This window comes from Sphingobium sp. B11D3B (genome assembly GCF_025961735.1).
In the GTDB taxonomy this organism is placed as follows: Bacteria; Pseudomonadota; Alphaproteobacteria; order Sphingomonadales; family Sphingomonadaceae; genus Sphingobium.
Genome location: NZ_JAOQOF010000001.1, coordinates 3385557 through 3409836, shown reverse-complemented (window position 1 = coordinate 3409836; position 24280 = coordinate 3385557). Strand labels below are relative to the sequence as shown.

The 24280-nt window shown below is 63.4% G+C and carries 20 protein-coding genes; 7 read left to right on the top strand and 13 right to left on the bottom strand.

The features are described from left to right. Positions 1-1308 carry an EAL domain-containing protein gene (locus tag M2333_RS15845; RefSeq protein WP_264612394.1) on the bottom strand — a complete coding sequence of 436 codons (1308 nt, stop codon included), beginning with the start codon at positions 1306-1308 and terminating at the stop codon, positions 1-3. A 149-nt stretch (positions 1309-1457) separates the two neighbouring features. Here M2333_RS15845 and M2333_RS15840 point away from each other — a divergent pair, with 149 nt between their 5' ends. The 3 genes from M2333_RS15840 (at position 1458) to M2333_RS15830 (ending at position 5239) form a co-directional block, all read left to right on the top strand. Then, positions 1458-2102, top strand: a complete 645-nt coding sequence (locus tag M2333_RS15840) for a tyrosine-type recombinase/integrase (RefSeq protein WP_264612393.1) — start codon at positions 1458-1460, stop codon at positions 2100-2102. Positions 2103-3014: 912 nt separating this feature from the next. Continuing rightward, positions 3015-4676, top strand: coding sequence for an FAD-dependent oxidoreductase (locus tag M2333_RS15835; protein WP_264612392.1), 1662 nt, complete (start codon positions 3015-3017; stop codon positions 4674-4676). 77 nt (positions 4677-4753) lie between these two features. Beyond that, the gene (locus M2333_RS15830) at positions 4754-5239 is read left to right on the top strand and encodes a DUF3237 domain-containing protein (protein ID WP_181558549.1); all 486 of its coding nucleotides are present in this window, start codon (positions 4754-4756) and stop codon (positions 5237-5239) included. Here the strand turns inward: M2333_RS15830 and M2333_RS15825 are convergent. Beyond that, a complete protein-coding gene (locus tag M2333_RS15825) occupies positions 5232-5777 on the bottom strand; it encodes a MarR family winged helix-turn-helix transcriptional regulator (protein WP_264612391.1) in 546 nt (181 codons plus the stop codon). The genes M2333_RS15830 and M2333_RS15825 overlap by 8 nt on opposite strands. A gap of 213 nt (positions 5778-5990) precedes the next feature. Here M2333_RS15825 and M2333_RS15820 point away from each other — a divergent pair, with 213 nt between their 5' ends. The 4 genes from M2333_RS15820 to M2333_RS15805 all read left to right on the top strand — a co-directional run bounded on the left by M2333_RS15820 (position 5991) and on the right by M2333_RS15805 (position 11898). Further along, the gene (locus M2333_RS15820; protein ID WP_264612390.1) at positions 5991-7385 is read left to right on the top strand and encodes a spinster family MFS transporter; all 1395 of its coding nucleotides are present in this window, start codon (positions 5991-5993) and stop codon (positions 7383-7385) included. A gap of 125 nt (positions 7386-7510) precedes the next feature. Next, on the top strand, positions 7511-9634 hold the full coding sequence (locus M2333_RS15815) for a TonB-dependent siderophore receptor (protein WP_264612389.1): 2124 nt from the start codon (positions 7511-7513) through the stop codon (positions 9632-9634). Positions 9635-9642: 8 nt separating this feature from the next. After that, positions 9643-10833: a PepSY-associated TM helix domain-containing protein gene (locus M2333_RS15810; RefSeq protein ID WP_264612388.1), complete on the top strand. Its 1191-nt coding sequence runs from the start codon at positions 9643-9645 to the stop codon at positions 10831-10833. Positions 10834-10929: 96 nt separating this feature from the next. Next, positions 10930-11898 (top strand): hypothetical protein, encoded by a 969-nt coding sequence (locus M2333_RS15805; RefSeq protein ID WP_264612387.1) that lies wholly within the window; start codon positions 10930-10932, stop codon positions 11896-11898. Positions 11899-12312: 414 nt separating this feature from the next. Here the strand turns inward: M2333_RS15805 and M2333_RS15800 are convergent, their stop codons facing one another. The 11 genes from M2333_RS15800 to dndD form a co-directional block, all read right to left on the bottom strand. Next, positions 12313-13674, bottom strand: coding sequence for a DGQHR domain-containing protein (locus M2333_RS15800; protein ID WP_264612386.1), 1362 nt, complete (start codon positions 13672-13674; stop codon positions 12313-12315). Positions 13675-13676: 2 nt separating this feature from the next. Further along, positions 13677-14165 (bottom strand): hypothetical protein, encoded by a 489-nt coding sequence (locus M2333_RS15795; RefSeq protein ID WP_264612385.1) that lies wholly within the window; start codon positions 14163-14165, stop codon positions 13677-13679. Between the two features lie 153 nt (positions 14166-14318). Beyond that, on the bottom strand, positions 14319-15068 hold the full coding sequence (locus M2333_RS15790) for a hypothetical protein (RefSeq protein ID WP_264612384.1): 750 nt from the start codon (positions 15066-15068) through the stop codon (positions 14319-14321). Positions 15069-15177: 109 nt separating this feature from the next. Next, positions 15178-15702: a hypothetical protein gene (locus M2333_RS15785; protein ID WP_264612383.1), complete on the bottom strand. Its 525-nt coding sequence runs from the start codon at positions 15700-15702 to the stop codon at positions 15178-15180. Beyond that, positions 15699-17660, bottom strand: coding sequence for an ATP-binding protein (locus tag M2333_RS15780; protein WP_264612382.1), 1962 nt, complete (start codon positions 17658-17660; stop codon positions 15699-15701). The genes M2333_RS15785 and M2333_RS15780 overlap by 4 nt, the downstream gene beginning before the upstream one ends. A 3-nt stretch (positions 17661-17663) precedes the next feature. Continuing rightward, entirely contained in the window at positions 17664-17846 is a 183-nt protein-coding gene (locus M2333_RS15775; protein ID WP_264612381.1) for a hypothetical protein, read from the bottom strand. Positions 17847-17905: 59 nt separating this feature from the next. After that, positions 17906-19843 (bottom strand): DEAD/DEAH box helicase family protein, encoded by a 1938-nt coding sequence (locus M2333_RS15770; protein WP_264612380.1) that lies wholly within the window; start codon positions 19841-19843, stop codon positions 17906-17908. Further along, on the bottom strand, positions 19840-20532 hold the full coding sequence (locus M2333_RS15765) for a hypothetical protein (RefSeq protein WP_264612379.1): 693 nt from the start codon (positions 20530-20532) through the stop codon (positions 19840-19842). The genes M2333_RS15770 and M2333_RS15765 overlap by 4 nt, the downstream gene beginning before the upstream one ends. Before the next feature lie 204 nt (positions 20533-20736). Beyond that, entirely contained in the window at positions 20737-21915 is a 1179-nt protein-coding gene (locus M2333_RS15760; protein WP_264612378.1) for a cysteine desulfurase family protein, read from the bottom strand. After that, positions 21912-22283 carry a DNA sulfur modification protein DndE gene (gene dndE / locus M2333_RS15755; RefSeq protein ID WP_264612377.1) on the bottom strand — a complete coding sequence of 124 codons (372 nt, stop codon included), beginning with the start codon at positions 22281-22283 and terminating at the stop codon, positions 21912-21914. Before dndE ends, M2333_RS15760 begins: the two co-directional genes overlap by 4 nt. Continuing rightward, complete coding sequence (gene dndD / locus M2333_RS15750) at positions 22264-24270, bottom strand: DNA sulfur modification protein DndD (protein ID WP_264612376.1); 2007 nt, start codon at positions 24268-24270, stop codon at positions 22264-22266. Before dndD ends, dndE begins: the two co-directional genes overlap by 20 nt. Positions 24271-24280 lie beyond the last annotated feature (10 nt).

The window sequence follows — 24280 nt, the reverse complement described above, 5'->3', positions numbered from 1 at the left end:
TCATCCGACCGCCCTCCGCGTTTCGGACCAGCCGGCTTGCGGCTGATCGAACAGCGTCAGCACGTTGGTGCCGCCCATAGGACCGGACCAGGAGCGGACGACGGAGGGATAGCCCGTGTGATAGCCTTGCAGCCACACAGCACCGGCGCGCAGGGCCAGATCGGCCTCCGCGCGCGTTTCCACGCCCTCGACTACGACATCGCGGACAAAGCTGCCCGCCAAGCCGATCAGATGATGCAGCGCAACGCGATCCGGCTCGGAACTGGCGGCCCGGCGCAGGAAGAAGGCGTCGATCTTGATAATATCGGGCTGCAGCGCCAGCAGCGAACGCAGCGAGGCATGGCCGACGCCGAAATCGTCCAGCGCGACCCGCACGCCGAGCTTGCGCAACCGCGCCGCAAAGCATGTCGCCTCGCCAATATCCGGATAATGCGCGGTCTCGGTGATCTCGATGACCAGACGGCGCGCGACGGACGGCATGTCGCGCAGGCGCGGCATCAACTCATCCCACCACCCACCGGGACAGGCGCTGTGCGCGGAGATGTTGGCGCCCAGGCACACGTCGGGATCGCGTTGCAGTTCCTCGATCACCGTCGAGACCACATAATGATCCAGCACGCCGACCATGCCCAAGCGCTCCAGAGCGCCGATGGCAGGGCCGGCTGTCTCCTGGCGCCCATCCTCGAGCATCCGCAGCAGACATTCATGATAGAGCACAGCATCGCCCTGCGCGCCGCTGCGCACCGGCTGCCAGACTGGCAGCAGCCGCCCGTTCGCCAGCGCCGAGAGCAGGGACGCAGCCTGCGCCATGTCGGCCCGGTAACGCTGCGCCCAGTCAGCCTGCGTATCGATCGCGTTGCCGTTGAAGCGCTGGGTCGTCAGGCGATGCGCCAGATCGTCCCGCGCTGCGCCAAGATCGGCATCGGAATGAACATCCGGCAGCAGGGACCAAGCTGCACTGACGGCGAGCCGCAGGTCGGCATTGCCATGAATGAGCGGACGGCCAGCGACCGCGACCGCAAAGCGCCGGGCGAAATCCGCACATGCCGCGTTCGTGAAGGCTTGCCCGAAGGCCGTCGGCGACCAGACCACCGCCGTAATCAGGTCATCGCAGACCGGCATCACGACGCCGTCGCCGCCGAGCACTTCACCGAGAAGACGAGCCAGCAGAGCGCGCGCGCCTTCACGCACAGCTTCGCCATAAGCCTGAGCAAGGTGGGACAGGTTATCGATCCTGAACCCCACCATCACGAGCTCGGGTGCCGGCCCCACCCAAAGGTTAACCGGCACCCCGAAATCGCCTGCCATCCGTCGCGCCAAATCCAGCATCCCAAACCCCTCTGAGTCCGTGACAGAATACTGAATACTGTTTCAAATGACTGTTTTTGCATCCTTTTGCACTGCGAAAACGCCGAGATGACGGTCCTGTCATCGGCTCTCCAAGAGGGAGATGCGGGATGCTGAACATGGTTTACGGCAATGAAGGGCAGCGCAAATATCTGACCCAGGAAGAGCGGGCCGCCGTGCTCGCCTACGCCGCACGCGAAGCGCCCGAGACCTACACCTTCAGTATGGTGCTCGCCGTGACGGGATGCCGGATCTCCGAGGCCCTGGCGCTTAGACTTAGGAGCATCGATCTGCGCTCGCAATGCATCATCATCGAAAGCCTCAAGAAACGGAAAAGGGGCATTTACCGCGCCGTTCCGGCCCCGCTGGATCTGGTGAAGCTGATCCACAAGGTGCATGGCCGAGGCAATGACGCGGACGACAGCCTGCTATGGACATGGTCTAGAATGACAGCGTGGCGAAAGGTCAACGCAATCATGCAGGCGGTCGGCATCAAGGGAATGCAGGCGACGGCCAAGGGTTTTCGACACGGATTTGGCGTATCGGCCATCCACTCGGGCGTGCCGTTGAACATGGTGCAGAAGTGGATGGGGCACACCGACATCAGCACCACCGCCATCTACACCGGCGCCGTTGGGCGGGAGGAGCTGGAGATTGCGAGCCGCATGTGGGGAAGCAGACCACGCCAGCGGAGTCGGCGCCAGATCGGCCTGAAGGGAGTGACGACCGCGCTCGGAAGCGCATTGCAGTCGTGAATGGGCAGAAGGTTAAGGGCGTTTGCGCTCTTGACCTTCCCCTTGCCGGTCAAGGAAAATTCAAGAAATACTCTATATTTTTCAAGCGGTAAAATGACGCAGCCAAGCTGCTGTATCGGGCTTAATCCGCGCTAGAAGCCGATCGATAATTAAATAATTTAATGGATTTCGTTGAAGCTGTTGCCAGAAGATACAGTATTCAGTATTTTGTAACGTGTAATTTTATTCATTTTCAATGCCTTACCCGTTTTATGTTGTCATCATCCGACTTTAGACCTGCATGGTGCGACCCAGCAATGCTGCGCTGCAAAAAACCCTTAACGACCGGCAGATTTGGGGGGCTGACATGGCTCAAATGAACCCTGCCTTTCCCGCATGTCGAGCGCCGTATTTCAGAAGCAGGTCGGATACACGAGACTCCTAACAAATCAGGAATTTCCAGTAAAATTAAATAGAATTAATTATAGGTTAAATATTGTATAATAACCATTATTGTTGACTATTTTAAACGTTTCCTTTTTCAATCATCAATCTCCTGCCTTTCCAAGATTCCCTTACGTCCGTGGCCATTTTTTCGGACGCCCTGCTTATGCGAGCCAGCAATCAGCGCCAAGCTCTTCTCGGTCGTCATTCGCCGGACAATGCCGCTTCGGCCTGCGGAACTGGAACCGAGTCCCCTTGCCGCTGTCAGGAAGATGACGATGCTGGAGAGGCGAATCCCTTGAATCGCTGTCGCCGGACTGATCTTTCCCCAAGCTCGATGGCCCCTGAATGGCCGTGCGGGCGTCGGGTTCCCGGCTCCACTTGCCTTTGGGGCTAACCCGCTTCAACGCTCTGGAGAGACGAACAAAAAGAAATTGATCCCGCTTCCGCATCTGCTATCGGTTTCGTTGATTGCTCAACGAGGGGCGGATGACTGACACCGAAGTTCTGATTATCGGCGCTGGGCCCGTGGGGCTGCTGCTCGCGCTGGACCTGGCGTCTCGCGGGATCCAGGTTGTCGTCGCCGAGATGCGCCCAGCCGGTCAGCCACCCAGCGTGAAATGCAACCATGTGTCCTCGCGCACGATGGAAACGCTGCGCCGCCTCGGCCTGTCGCGGGAGGTGCGCGCGGTCGGCCTGCCGCACGATTACCCTAATGACATCGTGTTCCGCACCCGGATGACCGGCACCGAACTCGCACGCATCCCCATCCCGTCGCGGCGCAACCGCTATCAGGACAGGAGCGGCCCGGATGGCTGGTGGCCCACCCCCGAACCGCCGCATCGGGTCAACCAAATCTTCTTCGAACCGATCTTCTTTGCCCATGCCGCGCAGCACCCGAACATCACGCTGCTCAACGAGACCCGGTTCGACAGCGTGGAGGACGAGGGGGGAAGCGTGCGCGCGCTGCTGATCGACCTGCCCACCGGTACGTCCCGAGAAATCCTCTGCCGCTACATGGTCGGCTGCGACGGGGGCAGTTCAGCGGTGCGCAAGCAGATCGGCGGAAAGCTTGAGGGCGATGCCGTTGTCCAGCGCGTGCAATCCACCCTGATCGACGCGCCCGAACTTCTCGATGCGCTGGGCAGTGGCCCGGCGTGGATGAACTATAATTACAATCCCGATCGCGCCGGGACCGTACTGGCCATCGATGGCGAGCGGCGGTGGCTCGTCCACAATTATCTGCGGCCCGATGAGGAGACGTTCGAGGAGGTGGACCGGGACCGGTGCATTCGGCACATCCTGGGCGTCGGGCCGGACTTCCCTTTCACGCAACTCTCCAATGAGGACTGGATCGGTCGGCGACTGGTCGCCAACCGCTTCCGCCAAGGCCGCGTCTTCATCGCCGGCGATGCCGCGCATCTGTGGGTGCCTTATGCCGGCTATGGCATGAACGCCGGCATCGCCGATGCCATGGACCTCTCCTGGATGCTCGCCGCCACCCTGCAAGGCTGGGCGCCCGAGGGAATCCTCGACGCCTATGTCGCAGAGCGCAAGCCCATCACCGAACAGGTTTCCCGCTTTGCGATGGGTCATGCCAGCGGCGCCATCAAGGAGCGCAACACCTTGCCGCCGGAGATCGAGGACGACACGCCTGAAGGCGAGGCGGCGCGGCGGGCCGTGGGCGCGGCTGCCTATGCGCTCAATGTCCAGCAATATGCCTGCGCCGGGCTGAACTACGGCTATTTCTACGATGCTTCGCCGATCATCGCTTATGATGGCGAAGCCGCGCCCGCCTACACCATGCACGACTTCACGCCCTCGACCGCGCCGGGGTGCCGCGTGCCGCATTTCTTCCTCGCGGATGGGCGCTCACTCTACGACCTTTGCGGGCCGGGCTACACGCTGATCTGCATTGAGGACGAGGGTGAGGCCGCGCCGGACGTCGAGCCGCTGGTTGCAGCGGCGCGTGCTTGCGGGATGCCGCTCGAGGTTCTCGCCGTGGATCGCGTGCTCGATAACGTGCCAGAGGTTTACCGGCACCGCCTGCTGCTGGCCCGGCCGGACGGCCATGTCGCATGGCGCGGCGATGCCATCGACGATGCAGCCTCGCTCGTGGATCTGCTGCGCGGCGCACGAATGGCAGCGTGAAGCACGACCTTAGGGGGTCGCACTGTCGCCCGCCTGCTCTATAAGTTGATCTATCAACACAAGCCGCAAGGACATCCATGACTGACGATCCCCTCGCCCTTCGCTACGATCATGTTTTCGACATCCGCATCAATTTCGACAAGCGCTGGGCGACTGGCGCCATCCATGCGGGCGGCCCCAATCACGGCTACACGTCCGTAGGGGAAGGCAGCACCGTCGAGGGGCCGCGGCTCAATGGCAAGCTGGTCGATTATAGCGGCGCAGACTGGCCGGTGGTCCGCACCGACAAGGTGGTGGAGCTCAATGCCCATTATATGATCGAGGCGGATGACGGCGCGCTGATCTATATTCGCAACCTTGGCTATGTGCACGGTCCGCTGGATTTGCCGGATGGCACCAAGACATCGTCCTACTTCCGCTGCACGCCCTATTTCCGCGCGCCGGACGGGCCGCATGGCTGGCTCAACCGCACCGTGATCGTCGGCGTCGGGCAGCGTCGCCCGAAACTGACGCCGGACGACGCGCCGGACCATTCGCTGTTCCGCTATTACGCGATCATTTAACCGCGTCGGTCGACACCGGTTGCGAAAGCACGACCAGCTGCTCGCCGATCTTGGCGAGCAGCTGGTTGAGCGTCTCACACTCCTTGTCGGAGAGTTTCGCGGTCAGCAGTTCGTGGAAGGCTTTCCGTTCGGCCAGCGCCGCGCGGTATCGCTCCAGCCCCACGGCAGTCATCTTGAGAATGGGCGCCCGCCGGTCATGGGGGTTCTCCATGCGCAGCGTATAGCCCTTCTCTTCAAGGGTGCTGACGGCGCGGCTGACTTCAGCCCGGTCGACCCAGGCCATCTCGGCCACCTGCCGCACCGTTCCCCCCTGGTGCATCGTGGCGAGCCGCGCCATCACCCGCCATTCCGCATAGGTGATGTCCTCAATCTCCGCGAGATTGCGAATGGTCAGCCGATCCATGATCTTGGCGATCAGCGTCATCCGGAACGTCGGATAGTTCAGCTCGTCAAGGTTCCAGCCGGGGAGCTGGACCTCGTCCGCCGGGCCTGCTTTATGACCGCTCACCTTCGACTGCACTTTCTCATCGCTCATCATTACAATCGCTGCCCCCTTGCCCGGCCCAACCCCCAGGGGTCAAGCTGCGGCCTCCGTGCCCCCAAGCCACGTCGCGAAACCCTACCACTGCAACAATTGCGCGCCAAAAGCAATTCATTGAGTCATCAACAGTCTTGCGTCGCCGACTGGCCGGTCTATACCGTCTGCGCGCCGGCAAGCGCCCTTCGTTCCACCCCCTATTGCGCAGGCCCCATGACCAACGACGCCTCGACCACCCCATCGCAGCGACATTATGGCCCCGGCTATCGCGCCATGCTGCTGGCGCTGATCATGCTGGTCGCCGCCTTCGCCTATATCGACCGGGTGATCGTGCAGACGCTGGGCCAGCCGATCAAGGAGGATCTTGGCCTCACCGATTTCCAGCTCGGGCTGCTGGGCGGGCTCGGCTTTGCCATTCTCTATTCGACGCTGGGCTTGCCGATCGCGCGCCTTGCGGAACGACGCGACCGGATCACGATCATTTCCGTCTCGGTGGGGCTGTTCTCGCTGATGAGCGCGCTGTGCGGGCTGTCGGCAAATTTCTGGCAGCTTTTCTTGTGCCGGATCGGCGTCGGCATCGGCGAGGCGGGCGTGCAGGCACCCAGCACGTCGCTCATCGGCGATCATTTCCCACCGCATCAGCGCGGCTTTGCAATCACCATGATGCGGCTGGGCTCCCCGCTCGGCTCGTTCATCGGTGCGCTGGCGGCGGTGTGGATCGCCAAGGACCATGGCTGGCGGACCGCGATGATCGCGGTATGTGGTCCCGGCCTCGTCGTCGCGCTGCTGTTCCGCCTGTTGCTGCGCGATCCGCCCCGCGGTCTGAGCGATGGCCTGAGCAACGGCGCCCGGCCGACCAGCAAAACCGCGACGCCGCCCCCGCCCCCGCCCCCGCCCCCGCCCATGGGGGAGGTCATGAGCATGATGGCGCGCAAGGCGGTGTTCCGCAATCTGCTCATCGGCCTCGCCCTCTCCAGCATGGCGCTCTACGCTGGCGGCGCTTTCACGGCCCCGTTCTTCATGCGCGTCCATGATCTGTCGATCACGCAGGCCGGCGTCTATGTGGCGATCATCTCGTCCACGGCGGCCACGGCCGGCATGGTGCTGGGCGGCGTCGGGATCGACTTCATCGCCCGGCGCGGACAGCATTGGTATGCGCTGCTGCCCTTTTGCGGCATCGCCACCAGCGTGCCGCTCTATCTGATCGGCTATTCGCTGGGCAGCCCGCTGCCGGCGCTCGTCTGCCTGACGGTGGCCGGGGTCTTCCTGTTCTTCTATTCGGTGCCGACGCTGGTTGCCCTGCAGAACCTCGTCGCGCCCAACGCGCGGACGACGGCCGCCTTCATCTACTTCTTCATCGCCACGCTGGTCGGCGTTGGCCTCGGCCCGCCGATCATCGGCCTGGCGAGCGACATCTTCGCCGGTCTGGCAATGCCCGGCTTCAAGAGCGTCTGCACGGCCCCCCGCCTGACTGGCGCCTGCGCGACAGCCTCGGCCTGGGGTGTACGCCACGCCCTGCTGGCCAGCATCGCGCTCTATGCGCTGGCTGCCTTCCACTATTGGCGCGCGGCCTGCGCGCTCAAGCGGGACGCCAGCCTATCGGCCTGATCGGACGTAGCCCTAAATCCTGAACCGAGCGCAATCCTCCTTTTCTTGCGGCAAGGGATTGCATCGCCCGAACAATCGACATAGTTGCGACTTACTCGCATTATCGATTCATTCAGGGGGCTGTCTTGTCTTTTCTTCGATCCGTTCTGCTCGCGTCCGTGGCGCTGTCCGCTGCCCCGGCTATGGCCCAGATGGAAGGCGGACCGGCGGAGGCTGGCGCGGATGGCGAAGACACGATCATCGTGACGGGCCGCGTGCAGCGCCTGTACCGCGCGGATGAGACGACGGTCGGCAAGGCCGCCGAAGACCCCATGAACATTCCGCAGGCCCTGCAGGTCATCAAGTCCGAGCTGTTCGCCGATCAGGGCGCGCGCGACGCGACCGATATATATCGCAATATCTCCGGCGTGAGCGCTTTCAGCTATGCCGGCGTCACCTTCCGCGGCTTCCGGCAGGACCAGTCCTTCTACGATGGGCAGCGCGGCAACCCGTTCATCGGCTTTTCCGTGCCGCAACTGTTCAACATCGAGCGAGTGGAAGTGCTCAAGGGCCCGTCCGGCCTGTTCTTCGGCCCCGGCTCGCCCGGCGGCATCATCAACTATGTCTCCAAGACGCCGTCCGACAGGCGCGGGCTGCGTATGGTGGTGACCGGCGGCAATTACGACCGCATCGGCATCTCCGCCGAGGCGACCGGGCCGATCGATGCCGAAGGGATCGTCAGCTATCGCGTCGGCGGCTTTTATGAGTCCATGGACCCTTACCGGCTCAACACCCAGAACAAGGCGCGCATTGCCGACGCGGGAATCGCGATCAAGACCAATGAAGGCGGCAAGCTGACGCTGCAGGCGACCATCTATGACAATAAGCTGCGCGCCAATCGTCTGCGCGGCGTCCTTGTGGATAATACCGGCAACTTCCTCACCGACATTCGCTGGAATGCCAATGAGCCGACCGACTTCCTGCACCTGACCAGTGAGGCCTATCAGGCGCGCTATCAGACCGCGATCGGCGAGCGGGTGACCTTCGATGCCGGCATGCGTTACTTCACCGCGCGCGAGGTCCAGCAATATCATGAGCCGCGGGGCCTCGTCGCCGGCAATCTTGTCCGGCGCGAGTTCCGCGACCAGATCCGCCCGGTCGATGGCCTGTCCTTCATGGCCAATGCCACCGCGCGCGTCGATCTGTTCGGCATGGAACATAAGCTCCAGGCAGGCGCCGACTGGTATAACGAGACGAACATCCTCAACTCCCGCATCCTGCAGACCGGCATCAGTTCCCTCAGCCTCTCGAACCCGGTCTACGGCGCAGGCAAGGGTGACGCCGCCCGCGCCGCGCTGCTTAATTTCGACATAAGCGACACACGCTCGAAACGGCGCGGCGCCTATTTTCAAGACCAGATCAGCTTGACCGACGCATTCCTGCTGGTTGGCGGGATGCGCTACGACTGGTTCCAAGATAAGGTGACCACCACTAAGGGCACCGACACGGAACGATCATCTTACACAGACAGCGCCCTCACCTTCCGCACAGGCGTAATCTTCAAGCCTCGTCCAGACATTTCTACCTATGTGAGTTGGTCGGAAAGTTTCGAGCCGCAGAGCGGCGCCAGTCAGAATGCCAATGCAGGTGGCCCCTTCGCACCGGTGACCGGCAATCAAATCGAGGGCGGCATCAAGACCGCGCTGTTCGACGGGCGGGTTCAGGCCAATGCCGCTGTTTATCGGATCGTGCGGCGTAACATCCTGCAGGTCGACACCGGCCTTCCGCCAAAGAACGGCGTTGATCAACTTGTCCCCATTGGCGAAGTGACCAGCAAGGGCTTCGAGATCGACCTCGCGACGGACATCACGCCGAACTGGGTGCTATTGGTCAATTATGGCTATAACGATGCCCGGATCACCCGCACAGCCGAGAAACAAGCCATCACCAACGCCTTTGGCACGCGGTTCGCCAATGCCCCGCGTCACAAGGTCGGCTTCTGGACGCGCTATCAGGTGCCCGTCATCGACACCGCTTTCGCGTTCGGTGGCGAGCATGTCTCCCGCCGCATCAGCCTATCCGGGCAGACGGTGAAGCCCTACACGATCTTCGACGCCTCGATCACCAAGGGGCTGGGCTTTGCCGAGGTTCTGCTGCGGGTGGATAACATCTTCGACACAGTCTACGCCGCCTCGGGCTTCAGCGCGCAGAGCGGGCACTTCCCGGGCGAGCCGCGCACCTTCCTCGCCGAGTTGCGGTTCAAGTTCTAAGTCCCTCGATGAAACCCGCCCGGCAACCCAAACCCCGCTCGATCTGGTGGCGTGTCCATAGCTGGGCGGGGTTGAAGCTATCGATTTTCCTGACCTTCATTCTGGCGACCGGCACGCTGGCGGTGTTCGCGCATGAGATCGACTGGCTGGTGACCCCGGCGATGCGCGTCACCCAGCAAGACCGGCCCGCGGCAAGCTGGGGTGCCATAGCGCAAGCAGCGGCCCGCGCGGAGCCGGAGGGGCGGCTGCAGATGGTCCACGCCCCGCTCGATCCCTGGTTCGCCGCGGAGGCGTGGGTGGACATGGGCAAGGGTTCGCCTCGCCGCGTCTATGTCGACCCCTGGGAAGCGCAGGTGACCGGCACCCATGGCTGGGCCAATGTCCACCGCTTCCTGCGGCAAGTGCATCGCCACCTCATGCTGCCCACCAAGATCGGCATCCCCATCGTCAGCGCGCTCTCGCTGCTGCTGCTCGCGTCGCTCGTCACGGGTATCGTGACGTACAAGAAATGGTGGCGCGGCTTCTTCCGCGCGCCAAGACGTGGGGACTCACGACGCTTTCATGGCGACCTGCACCGCCTTGTCGGCCTGTGGAGCCTGTGGTTCGTCGCGCTCATCACGCTGACCGGGCTCTGGTATCTGGTCGAAACGCTCGGCGGTCGGGCGCCGGTGCCGGAACTGCCCGAGATCGCCGCCGCCACTGCGCCGCCCCCGACCGGCGCCGCGCTGGATCGACTGGTCGCGGTCGCCCATGCGGCCAAGCCGACACTCTCGATCAGGGAAATCCGCTTCACGCCGGACAATGGCGTCATCTTCCTCGGGCAGGATCAGGCCTGGCTGGTGCGGGACCGCGCCAATGGCGTCGCCGTCGATCCCGCGACCGGCCGCGTGACCGCCCTGCTGGATGGGCGCGACCTCGACGTGCATCAGCGCATCTCGGAAATGTCCGACCCGCTCCATTTTGGCGACTTCGGCGGCCTGCCGACCAAGCTCGTCTGGTTCCTGTTCGGCGTGCTGATGACCGGCCTCGCGGTCACCGGGACAATCATCTACGCCCGCCGGCTGCAGAAGGCCGACGGCATGGAGGGCGGCGCCCTGCGCGCGGCCTGGGCCGGCATGGGCGTCTGGGCCTATATCGCCACCGCGCTCATCCTGCTGGCGCTGGTGCTGACGCCCGGAGCAATCGGCGGCGCAAGCTGAAGACGACCTGCATTGCCTAACAATTTTATGTAGCCAATGCCCGCCCCGCGCGGCACTGTGCGCCCTATGAAGATCGTGAGAACAAGGGCGTTGCGAGTGAAGGCTGTTCGGAAAATCATCCTCTCCGGCATGATGGCTTTAGCGGGCGTCGCTGGCCTCAGCGCCTGCGCGACCAGTGGTCTGCCAAAGGCAGTGTCGAACGAGACGCCCCTCGGCTCCGGCCCTTTTCCGGTGACCCCGTCCACCGATGCGCGCCTGCCCGATCACACGATCTATGATCCCCTGCGGGGGCGCACGCAGCCAAAGCAGAAGCTCCCTATCGTCGTGTGGGGCGTTGGCGGCTGTCTGGACAAGGGCACGTGGTTCCGTTGGTTCCTCAGCGAGATCGCCTCCCACGGCTATCTCGTGGTCTCCAACGGCAAGATCGGCGCGCTGGCGGATCAAAGCTGGCGGCCCGAGCCTGCCCCCAACCAGGGCCCGCCCGATCCGGCGGCGGCACCGCCCGCCCCGACATCGGCCCGGCAGCTGATTGCCGCCATCGACTGGGCCATCGCCGAGAACAGCCGCGCCGGCAGCCCCTATCAGGGCCGCATCGACACGGCGAACATCGCAGTGATGGGCATGTCCTGCGGCGGCGTGCAGGCGATCGAGGCGGGCGCCGACAGGCGCGTAACCACCACCGTCGTGTGGAATATGGGCCTGTTCCCTGACGAGTCCGGCCTCAATGCCACCGCCGGCGGCAAGGCGCTGGTCAAGGCCGACCTCGCCAAGCTGCACGGTGCGGTCGCCTATATCAGCGGCGATGAGATGGATGTCGCCTTCCCCAACGCGAATGACGACTTCGCCCACCTGCCGAACATCCCGGCCCTGCGCGCCTATCGCAAGCAGACCCCGCATGAGGGCACCTATTGGGAGAAGAATGGCGGCGAGTTCGGCAAGGTGGCTGTCGGCTGGCTGGACTGGCGCCTCAAGGGGGATCCACAAGCGCGCGCCATGTTCGTCGGCACCGATTGCGGCCTGTGCCGCAACCCGCGCTGGGTCGTGCGGCAGAAGAACCTGAAATAGCGCCGGCGCCCGCTTGCGACGGTCGCCAGACTTTCAGTAATCGCCCACGTTTAAACACCTGAAATTAAGTCATTGAAATTAGGTGATTTCTAAGTTTGCACTCATTGGGGCATACCCGCTTAAGAGATATGAGTTTGGAGCGGTTACGCGCTTAAGATGTAGGGAGAGCGCTAGAAGCGCAGTTTTCCGAGACTAAGCAGATTTCACTGCCAACCTCCTCACACTGCCCCAGATTTGTGCTGCGGCACCTCAGCTTCTGGTCGCCGCTGGCGATAACCGACGTTCGATCAGGCGGTGACCCGGTGTCGCCTTCGTCGGACAGTCCTGACTGGCTACTTTGTAGCGAGCGCCATTGAATGCAGCCATACGTTCAGCCGGGCCGGCCGCAGGTGTTCGGAAATATTGAATAATTTCTTAGGTTTCCAGGAATTGTTCATCGCCCTCTGGCAACTGATCCGTCCCCAGAAGCCCCATGCGAACTCGGAGAATGCGTCGAATTGCAGTGCGATTTGACCCGGACGCATTCTGAAATCTCACGTTTGCGAAATCCACGCCGGCAGCAGGCTGCAACCGGGCAAGGAATGCCTCTTCGGTCATGTCGCCTTCCTCGAACATGGGCTTGGCGATCTCCCGATAGATATCGAACAGTGCCTGAACACCGACGGTTTTCCGGATAAACGAGTTGGGCTGGGCATCAGCCCAGAAGAGGGTGTCGCACGCGTTCAGGAAATTACGTGTCACTGCGTACAGGAACGCATCGTCTCCCGCGATGTAGACGTCTCGAAGTGGCGGCTTGCCCGGCGGAAGAGCGCTGCGTTTGGTGGCAGCTGCCTTTTTGAGCTTGTTGGCATCCTCTTTCGGATTGGAGCTGATCAGGCGAACGATGCCACCGACGATAACAGCAAAAGAAATTTTCATCGTCGATTTTGCGATCGCTGCGGCCGATGCGAAATCGTTGACCGGTGCCACAGCGACCCGGCCTTTCATCTTCGAATCCGGGTCGGTGGCAACCCGCCTGGCCAGAAACACAGCTAGTTTTTCGGGGCTCCACTGATCCTCGGGCTCGTCCGCGAGATTATAGCCGAACAACTCGTAGGTGAGGCTCTTGTCGACCGCCTTCTGGTTCGAATTGATCGTCGCGAAGATTTGTGCCTGCATCGATTTTGGCAGATCGATGAACACCGAGCATAGCAGGCGATCATTGAGCCGCGCCGGGTCGGCTCTGGCGAAGGCGAACAGGCGATGCTGGCCGTCAATGACCGCGGCGAGCTTCTCGCTGGTCGGGATGGTCAGGAAATATTCTTCGCCCTCTGCCGCAATCTCGAGGCCGGCATCGGCAGCCAAGTTCGCTTCCGCTCCGGCTTGAGGGCCTTCAGCTGCCTGGGGCGGCAGCACCTGCTCGATCGACCAGCGCTTGGCAAGTTCAGCCTGCTCCTGCGCTTCGTCCCCCTGTTCGTCATCATCATCGACATCGATATCGCCCTCGATGCGCGTCGATGTGCTGTGCATATTGGCGGCGAGAATGATCGAGTTCGGAAAGCTGGCATCGACGCGATTGATGTAGCGGGCGATCGCGTCCAGCCTGCGCGGGTCCGACAAGCGCTGCGCGCCATCGACGTCATAGCCGCCGGTCAGCGGGTTCAACGTGGCGCTGACCACGTCGCTGAACGCGACGTCGAGAAGGGTTCGCGCGGTCAGGACCACAGCGAAGAACGTGCCAACGGGTTGGTCGACACGCAGGGCGGGCACCCGAAGCGGATAGATGGTCTGGGCCATCGTCAAACCTTCACGTTCGCGGCGGGCCGTCCAAGCGGCCGCATAGGGTTGCCGCCGGTTGAGGCATCGTCGCGGACCTCATCCTGGAAGATATCGTCTTCGCCATTGGCGAGCACCCAGGCCAGGATCGCGGGGACGAGACAAATGAGGCCGCCGACGAGCGTGCCGGTTTCATGCGCCTCGCCAAATACCATGAGATACATCGCGAAGATCATCACAACAGTGAACAGGATGATGGCCGCGACAATGCAAAGCTTGTCCCGGCTGTAGAGCAACTGCATCGCCGCTGGTCCGGCGACCGCGAGGCCAGCCGTCGCAAGCGCGAGTTGCAAAGGGTGAAGGTCCGGATCGGCACCCGCCACGGGCGGAATGAAAGCATAACGATAGAATTCTATCCAGACTGCCAGGCCGCCGAGCAGTACGATGCCCACAGCCAAAAAGGTCCAGAAGGAGACCTGCGCCCGCGGCCGTGTCCAGCGTCGATGCAGCAAGTACCACGCTGGCGAAACGCCCGACGCGCTATCAATATCATCCTCCAAAAGCCCCTCCCGATTCCGCCCAGCTTGCGATCATCAAAGCTAGCCGACCTGTCGCGCAATTGAAACGACGTCCGAAACGGTCGGTCCTTTCGTGTAAATCGCCTGTCATCGTCGACTTTGCATCTTCGGCCAGGACGTCACGCCGCCCAAAGCGACATGCGCGGGCAGAGAGGGCGGACCGATCCGCATACGGCCGTCGAGCGCCAGCGGCACGCCTGGAATATGGGGCAACAGCGCCGCCACGCGGCTCGTCCGAATCCCGCTCGTCCGGGTGATGAGCAAGCTGAACATGAAGGAATTGATCATGACGCAGCGCGTGACGAGGATGTCACTGACATCGACGCCGGGGATCTGCAATGGCCCGCAGCGTGCCGCGTGCGGATAGATCTTCCGAGTTGTGCCCTTGTCCGGGTCCATCATATTCGAAGGCGAAATCGTCGCCACATAGGCGACCACGAACGCGGGCGAGCACGGATGTTCGGCGAGTATCGCCTCGCGATAGCGGCTGAGCAGCACGACATCCTGACCGGTCAACCGTGCAGAATTGAACGAGACCTTCAGCAGCCAGCGCATCAACAGGCCATAATCGTAATTGAACGGAACGATGGCGCCCGCCTCGACGAACTTGGAGAAGCGGCGATCGAACAGCTCGCAGGCATGCGCATCGAGCGAGCTCAGCGGGCCGTTGTTGCACCTGGCGCATACATCCGAAATGGTGAGATCGCCGGCAAAGGTTTGGTTCGCCTTGGCGGAAAATTTTACCCCAAAATCACCACGCTTTAGGAAGCCGTTCGGCCAGATATGCTCCTTGGTGAGCGGCGGCGGCGCGTCGCAATATGCGCAGGTTTTGGCCATTGTTCTACGCTGTCCGCCGGTCTGGATGCGGTTCGCGACGGCTCATGCCATCTGACGGACGCGAACGGGGAGCATCGTGTTGAATGCACGCTGCGCGCATTCCATCCGCTTATGAAGCCGGCGGTGTCGCAGCCGTCTCGTCCTCTGTGTCTTCCGGCTCTTCCGCACCGCCGTCCGCCGGATTCCACCGCTGATGATAGGCCACCAGAAAATCCTCGAGCGTCCGGGGCTTGGGAATCTCCTCCCGGATCAGCTCAAAGCCCCGCGCGGCGTAGCGGCTGAGAAGCTTGGTGCCTTCTTCCTTGAGCTGGGTGCCGCCATTGCCGACCTCGATCAGGTTACGGACCTCGCGCTGGATCGCCTCCTTGGTGGTGGGAATACCCTGACGGCGCATCTCGGCCTCCACCAGCATGCCGGCTATGACCGGGGCGAACGGCTTGTACGGGGCGGTGTAACCCTTGTTGAATTCCGCGGGCTCCAGCTCGGATTCCGGGGCCAGCCTGCCATCGTCCAGGCCAACCATCAGACATAGATAGAACTGGTCGAAGTCGGTTTCGAACCGGGCGCCGCCATCGGAACGGCCCTGGATATCCTTGAAATAGGCCCGCATGTCCTTGGGTCGGCGCAGCGTCATGCGGCTTCTCCCACGTTCTGAGTGGGTGCATCGTCGTCGTCCTGAAAGGTCTTGAAGGCCTCCTCGCCATCGCGCTGTTCGGCCGTTCCGTCGGGTCCACGGACCAGCGTGATGAAGCGGGCATCAGGCCGGCCATAAAAGGCCTCGGCGAAATCCTGACGCTCGGTCGAGATCACGAACATGATGGTCTGCTCGAACAATTCGGGCACGACCTTGATCACCTCCCGCCGCATTTCAGCGTCGAGCGGCACCGCAGGACTGTCGATGATGAATGGCAACCGGTGGTTCGCGCTTTCGAATAGCGAAGCGAGAAAGGCGTAGGCGATCGACAGGCTCTGGCCTTCGCTGACATTGTCCTTGCGCGCCAGATTGCGCGCGCTGAGTTCAAGCGCGCTGCCGATGCGCACGACTTCGAGCCGCTCGGCCGGCACCAGCTGGGCCAGCTTGACATTGGTCGCGGTGCGGACCTTTTCGCGCAGGAGGCTGAGCGCCTCCGTCTCGATATTGTTCAACACCTTCTGCGCGATCCGCGACTGCAACAGCAACTTGTGGGTGTCGGTTGCGGTGTTGTACCGCTCGTCGCACTCCGCGACATGAGCCTTGCACTTGGGGATATTCTGCTCCCAGCCCAGGCCGTGGTTCAGCTGGTAGGTGGCGTCCGTGCTGTCGAGCCGCTCGAGCTGCTCATCCAGGCGTCCGATTTCGCGCTCATGCTTGTCGGCTTGCTCCTTGAGCGCCGTAAGCTCCTCGCCGCCTGCCGCGATATAGGTCGCCCGCTTCGCATCGAGCTTCTGCTTGATGCGATGGCGCTCCCGGATTCGGCCGACCAGCGTGTCGACGGGCTGTTGCAGGCGCGCGGGATCCTCGTCGGTCGTTCTGACCAGCGTTTTCATGCTGTTGATCACGCCGGATTCGTCGGCCGCCATGAACGTCGCGGCCTTGGTGAGAATCTTCTCACGGATCGGCGGGGTGATCTTCTCGTCGCAGACGCAAAATTCTCCGTCGGCAAGCTCCTGGAAGAACTCGGCGGTCGCCGCTTCGGGCAGTTGCAACGCCTGGAGTTGTGAACTCAATCCCTGAAGCCGGCCCAGTGCCCGAGGGCAGGACAGGAACGGCGATTGCAGCGACGTGCGCAGCTCGTTCGCCTCGCCGAGGATCACGAGGTCGGCCTTGCGCAGATTCTCCTCCAAGGCATCGAGCTCGCTCGCGGCTTCCTCGTTCTGGCCGATCCGGTCGCCGATTTCCTTGTTGATCCGATCGCGTTCGGCCTTGGCATGATCGCAGTCGCCAACGATCAGGGCGCGCTTGTCCTCCAGCCCTTTCAGCTTCTGCCGTGCCGCCTGGAGCGCGTTGTTGAGCCGCTCGACATGGCGCTTGTCGCGTGCCTGGGTGACTGCGGCGACACGGCTCTGCTGTTCGTCGAGCAGCCGCTCGATCGTCGTGCGCAGGGTTTCGAGACGATCGATCCCGTACAGGGTGCGAATGGCGCTGCTGGCGCGATCCGAACTGTGGCTGCGAATCTTGCGGGCGAGTTCGCCGTCGAAGACGAAAAGCTCGGCGAATTGCGGCGTGATGAGGCTGCGAACCTCGCTCGGCAAGGCGTGGGTGTCGAGCAGGCCGCCATCGGCCTCGCTGGCGCGCGCCGTGCTGAAGCTATGCTCGCCCGAACCATAGTCGAAATACATGGTGATGACGTGCAGCCGGCCGTCGATCAGGATGCGCAGCTCGAACGAGCCCATCGACTCCCCATCTTCCGGCCGCAGGCCCTTGACCGTGTCGGCGTCCAGCTTCTGGCCGGTCAACGCGGCCCGGATGAGCGACATCGTCGTGGTCTTGCCGCCGCCATTGTTCATTTGAACCAGCGTCCATCGCGGTGGCGTCAGCGACAGATCGATTTCGATATCGCGCAGATTGCCTCTGATGTTGTGGCATCGCCAGCCGGTAACACGCAGCTGCATCGCTTAGGCCCCCGTATCGCTATCGATGTCGATCGCAGCGACGAGGCCCGCCACGTCCCGATCTTCCACCCCGCCTTCGGCCGCGTTCCTGATCAAGGCGCGCAGCCTGGACTTGAATTCATCCGGTTGGTTGGTGGCTTCGAGGACAGCATTCGTCGCATCGAGAAGCTCGGAAGGTACTGGCATTCTGACGTAATCCCCCCAATTCGATAGTCGTGCGCGCGCTGCGTCCGCAGATATTCATCCTATCTGCTCGCGCGCGTCTTTGCGAGTGCTCGTAACCAGTCACGCCGCGCCTGATCGGCCGTCGGAGGCCCACCGGCATCCTCGTCGATATCGTCGTCGCGGATGAAGTCGACGACGACCGCGCGCTTCGCTGGGTTTGTCGCATCCTTGCGGAGACAGCGCCCCAGCCGCTGGACCGTCTCGAGACGTGATCGCGCCGAGGAAAACAGCACGATCGAGTTGACCGACTGGATGTCGATCCCCTCTGAAATACGGTGACAGGTGATCAGCGCGTCCAGCCCGCCGCGCGCGAAGCGGACCAGGTTCGCCCGGTCATCCTCGGCATAATAAGTATGATATCTGGGCGCGACCGGCAGAATGATGTCCTGCACTTCGAGGCCATAGGCGGCGTTATCGACGAACAGGATCGCACGGTTCAGACTTTCCGGATGCTCGCGCAGATAGTCGACATAGGCGGGAAGCTTGCTGCGCGACGTCTTGGCCACCTGCGCGATGTCGCGGTACATCGTCTCGATGCCGGGATCCTGTCCGGCCCGCACCTTGCCATGATAGCTTGAAATCGCGCGCCGGACGGCGGCCTTGTCGTCGTCGGAGAAATCGTAGCTCAGCTCGACATAGTCGAACTCGCAGAGGATTCCCCGCTCGATCGCTTCTTCGAGGCCGAAGCGGAAAATGACCGGGCCAATTTCCTGCTCGATAAAGGCCGAGCCGTCCGCGTCATATTCGCGCTCCGGCGTCGCGCTGAGACCAAGCCGATAGCGGTAGGGCCTTAGCTTTCCAGACAGTTCGGCAACAAGCGCCGGTGAGCCCAGGCCATGGACCTCATCGCAGATCAGCAGCGTCTCTGCCGGTGTCGACCGAGGCAAGCGGGCGAGCGTGGTGCCAAGCGTCTGCCGTGACGCGAGCAGGATCGCGCCACGCGGATTGTTGCGGAACGCCAGCCCCTCATGGTGCCCGCCATAGGAACGATGCACGACGAAGGCGTCGAGCTTGACCAGTTCGGCATACCACTGATCGAGCAAGTCGGTGCCGGACATCGTGATGATGCTCGATTGGATGCTATCCTTCTGCTCCAGCAGGCTGAGGATGCGCAGCGCAGTTCGGGTCTTGCCGGTGCCCGTCGCCATTTCGAGCACCCCGGCGCCCACTTCCATGAAGGCAGCGATCGCTTCATCCTGATGGCGCCAGCGAAGATCCGATTCCTGCGGTTTCGGCGCGGATTCCGGTGTGCCCCGCCCGGCGGCCGAAGCCAGCGCCTTCAGACCTTCCCGAACGGCCTCGGGGAGTGCGACGACCCGGATTTGCGGCATCTGGCCGGTCCAGATCTGCTCGAAACGCGCGGCATGACTGGCGATCCGCTGGGCGTCGGTATCGCTCAGCCAGCTGTAGAACAGGCTGATCGCCTCGAAATTGGAAAAGGCCTTCACGCTGTCGTTCTGCGAGCCGTGAAAGGCAACCCTGTTGCCGAAGGCATCCTGGAATATGCCGAACTTGTCGTGGAAATCGCCATTCAGACCTCCCACCGGCAAGGCGAGCTGGAAATCGAGCACCTGATCCGCGACCATGCGGCCCAGGCTCGCGACGTCCTCGCTCACGCCCGACGCGACAAGCGCCTGGAGCTCCTGCTCTAGCGCAGCGCGCAGGGCGTCATCGGCTCTCGCCTCGGTCCCCGCGCGGATCGCTTCCCAGTCGGCCTTGCTCAAATGGGGGCTGACGAGAAAGCGGGCGCGGCCGCCGGCAGCGGCAAAGGCGGAGATGCCGCGCGACACCATCCGCAGCCAGCCGGAGGTGAAATAGCCGACACCGCGATCATAGCTGACCGCGGCGCACAGCGCCGGCTCGTAGAAATCCCGGATGATGCAATCGGTCGAGGTCTGGAGAAGCAAAGGCGTCTCCAGCGCACGCAATCCCTGTCGCTTGCTCGCGTGATCCATCATGACCGCCGCTCGACCCGGTTCGAATCCAGGAACGCGAGAAATGCCAGCCGATCGGGGGTCGGTTGGAAAAACTCGAGCGACAAGATGCTGCGCAGCGCATCGAGCAGCAGCTTCACCTCGCGGCCGGTGAAGGAAAACCAGTCGGTGTCGGCATCATGCTGGACCGCGTGGATGTGAACGCGGTTGCGCAGCTGGCGCAGCGTTCTGAGATGGCCATAGACCGCGTGGTCGAGCGTTCCGAGCAGCAACCTTTTTTCGGCGCGCTTCACCATGGCGTCGAGCGTCATCTCCTCGACCTCGGCCTGTGCGAGCTCGCGCTCGACGATGTTGACGATGCGGAGCGTCTCGCCCGCTTGCACGAACGACGGCGCGGTCAGCTTTTTCAGCTCTTCCCATTTGCGGGTGCGCGCCCCACCCGACGTGCAGAGCAGGTACCACAAGATCGCCTCGACCACGCCCATGCCGACCACCACCACGGATTTGCAGGTCTGGCTGTGCAGCGTGCGCTGCAGCTCCGAATGTTCGAGTTCGCCGAGCAGGTGATCGATATATTGGAGCGAGTAAGCGATGTTGCGCACATAGGCTTTGTGGTGCTGAATCGCGCTGTTCGCCGGCAGCCCGCGGTTCAGATAGAGGTGGAGGGCATCGACATCGACGATGCCGGCAGGGGAGTCAGCGGCGCTGGTCACCGCGAACCGACGGTTGCTATGGAAAAGCCAGCCTCCCAAACGGCCCAAGCAGCCTGCCGATCGATACCGTCACTTTTCCGCCGCACTCGGCACACCCCACCTGACAGGCCCATCGCCTTCCCGTGGCGGAAGCTAGCGGGAGCCCTTCCGCAATGCCATCGAAACCGGCATCGAAAGACCGGCGCAGCCCGTGGGACTGCGCGTCTAGGCGGCAAACCGCCTCAGCGCGGCGACTTCGGCAATCAGGCTGTCGGCGAACAGGGTTATATCGTCGACCGTCGTGAACCGGCCGGGCGAGACGCGGAACGCCTGGCGCGCGCGCGGCGTGTCGCCGAAAATTGCCAGCAGCACATGGCTGGTCTCGACCTTGTCGGTGGCGCAGGCGCTCGACGCGGAAAAGCTCGCAATGCCGTTCAGCTTGTGCATCAGAGCCAGCGGCTCGATGCCGGGAATCGACAGCGAGACATTGCCCGGAATGCGCTCGGTCGGATGGCCGTTGAACTGGGCATCGGGGATCGCCGCCGCGATCCGGTCGACAAAGGCGGCGCACAGCGCGCGCAGGCGCGCGGCCTCGGTCGCGCCCAGCTTGGCGGCAAGCTCAAGCGCAACGCCCATGCCGACGATCAGCGGGACATTGAGCGTGCCCGAGCGCAGCCCCTTTTCCTGGCCGCCGCCATAGACGGTCTGGGTCAGCCGGGCGCGCGGTGAGCGAGACCGCACATAGAGCGCACCGATGCCCTTGGGGCCATAGGCCTTGTGCCCCGAAATGCTGGCGAGATGGATATTCTCGGCTGCGACATCGACCCGCCGGTGCGCCATCACCTGCGCCAGATCGGTGTGAAACAGCACATCGCGGGCCGCGCAGACTGCTCCGATCGCCGCGATCGGCTGGATCGTGCCGACCTCGTTATTCGCGCCCATCACCGAGACCAGGCCGGTATCGTCGCGCAGCGCGGCGGCCACCGCGTCGGCGCTCACTCGGCCGAATTCGTCGACGCCGAGGATCGTCAGCTCGAAGCCTTCGCGCGCGAGCTGGCGGAACGATTCGAGGACCGCCGGATGCTCGATCGCGGTGGTGACCAGATGACGCCGCTCGGCCCGCGCCCGCGCCGCGCCCAGGATCGCAATGTTGTTGGCTTCGGTGCAGCTGCCGGTGAAGACGATCTCATTGTCGCGCGCGCCGAGCGCGGCTGCCACCTGGGCGCGTGCTTTCGTCACCGCCGTCTGCGCGCGATTGCCATGGAGATGCTCGACGCTCGACGGGTTGCCGAACACGTCCGTAAAGTAAGGCAGCATCGCCGCGAGAACCTTGGGGTCGACCGGCGTCGTCGCATTATGGTCCAGATAGATCGGATCGGCGCCCCCGACGCCGTCGCCGCTCATGCCGCCAGCGCCAGCCGACCGACATCGGCCGGCGACTTGGCGCGCACCGAGAGGGTGGCGACACCGCGATGGATATGCGCCTGGAGCAACGCGATCAGCCGGTCGTTGTCGAGCGGCCCGGCGCCGGTCTCATCCTCCTCGACGAAGCGCAGCAGCGACGCGATCAGCGCGTTATATTCGCCGGTCAGCGTATAGGCGTTAAATTCCTGACCCTGGTCGTCGGGCGCCAGCGACGCGGCCGGCCCCTCTTCGAGCGACAGCATGATCGCGATCCGGCAGAGCAGATTTGGCGTCAGCCCGGTCCGCTGGCGGATCGAGCGCAGCCGGCTCGACGCGTCGGACGAAATCTTAAGCTTGTTGAAGCGCAACGCCGTCCTCCCCGTTATGTGCGTCGTCGAAATAGCCCGGCGTCGCGGTCGTGGCGCCGCGCACCGGATCATAGTCGAGCCGATAGGTGTGGCTGATGCTCGGACCCAGGCGTTCGAGCAGCGCGTCATCGACCTCGGTATCGGTCGACAGGACGATCACCTGATGGCTGGCCTCCGGGAAATAGCGCTCGACCAGCGTGTTGCGATGTTCGCTGTCGAGGCGCGCCAGCGGCGTATCGATGATCATTGGCAGCGGGCGCCCGCTGGTGCGCGCCAGCGCCCACAACATCGCGATCGCATAGACCTGCTTCTCGCCGGCCGAGAGAGTCGACTTGCGGATCTCCCGTCCCGCGCGGTCGATCAATGTCGCATCGAAGCTGGTCCGGTCGATCCGGACGTCGGCGACGAAATTGCCCTTGCGCGCGAGATGGTTGAACCGGCTGACGAACTCGGTCTGGAGCTGGGCGAGCTTGCGGTCGAGCAGCTGTTCTTCATATTGCTGCAGAGCGCGGCCCACCCGGTTGGCGAGCTCGGCGCGTTCCTCGCCCGCCGCCGCCTCATTCTGCGCGTCGAGCATGCGGCGGCGCTCGCGGTCGAGCGTGGCTCGCTGATATTCGAGAATGCGCACCTCTTCCTCTCGCGCTTTCAGCTCGGCTTCGACCGCGCCCATGTCCTTTTCGGCGAGCAGCAGTTCGTCGAGCACGACGCCAGCCGCCTGACCCGAGGCGCGCACCAGATCGGCTTCGATCTCGCGCAGCCGCCGCGCCAGCGCATCCAGCTCGGCCACCAGTAGCGACGCACGCGCCGCCACCGTCTCGCGCACGTCGGTAAGCTTGCCCAGCAGCTTGCGCCGTTCTCCGGTATCGAGTTCGCTGACCGAAGATTCGGGCAGGTCGACCGGCGCGGCGGCATCGGCCGCGAGAAACGCCTCCAGATCGTGCCAATGGGCACCGTTCCATTTCGCCGACCGCTTGGGGTCTCCCGTGGCGCGCCAAGAGAGCAGCCGCTGGCGGAGCGCCGCCGCTTCGGCGCCGATGCCAGGCTCGCTGGCACGCGACAGCGCATTGGCGAAGCGCTTGGTCAGCTTGGGCGCCGCTGCGAAAGGCAGAAGCCCGCCAGCCAGTTCACGCATTTCGGTCTCGCGGCGCATGATCTGCTCGCGCACTTCCTTGCGCGCGGCCTCGATCGAGGCGCGTCGGCTGGCGGCATCGCCGCCTTCAGCGACGAAGCGCTGGCGGACATTGCTCGCGACCCGCGCTTGCGACATCTGCCGCGAGCGAAGCTCGGCGACGTGCTCGGCCTTTTCGACGATCTGGCGGTCGAGCGCGGCGATTTCGCGCACGGTCAGTTCGAGCTTGGCGGCGGCATTACCCCCTTCGCGCCGGTTGCGGCGCGCGAGGTAGAGGCCGAGATCGGTGCGTAAGCGGCCGACCAGCTCGATCCCGAGTAGCCCCCGCACGGCTTCGGCCAGCCCTTCATCGGGATCGTCACGGGCGATCTCAGCGATCTTTTCGCCGTCGAAGAAGAACAGCTGCGACACGCCGGGCGGCACCAGCTCCTGCAGGAAGCTGTGCCATTCGTCGCGCGGCACGGCGTCGACCGGGGCGCCGTCCTTCTCGAGGCTTAGCGTTTCGACGACCTTGCTGCCCTTGACGGTCCAGCGCCGGTTGACGCGGTAGCGCTGTACCACACCGCCCTCGGCATAGTCGAATTCGAGGCCGACCGACGCTATGTTCGCGGTCTTTCCGTCGAGCCCGGCATGCACTCGGCCGCGCAGATGATCCTCGTATTCGGATTGCGCGACCCGAAAGCCGAGCGCCCGCCGGCCATAGAGCGCCAGCCGCACCGCTTCGAGCAAGGTCGTCTTGCCGGCACCGTTGCGGCCCCCGAACAGAATGACCGGACGCCCGCGCTGCGGAACGAGGTCGAGCCGCTGGCGCCCAGCATAGAGACCGAAATTTTCCAGTTCGATCGAACGGAGAATCATCGCGTCGCCC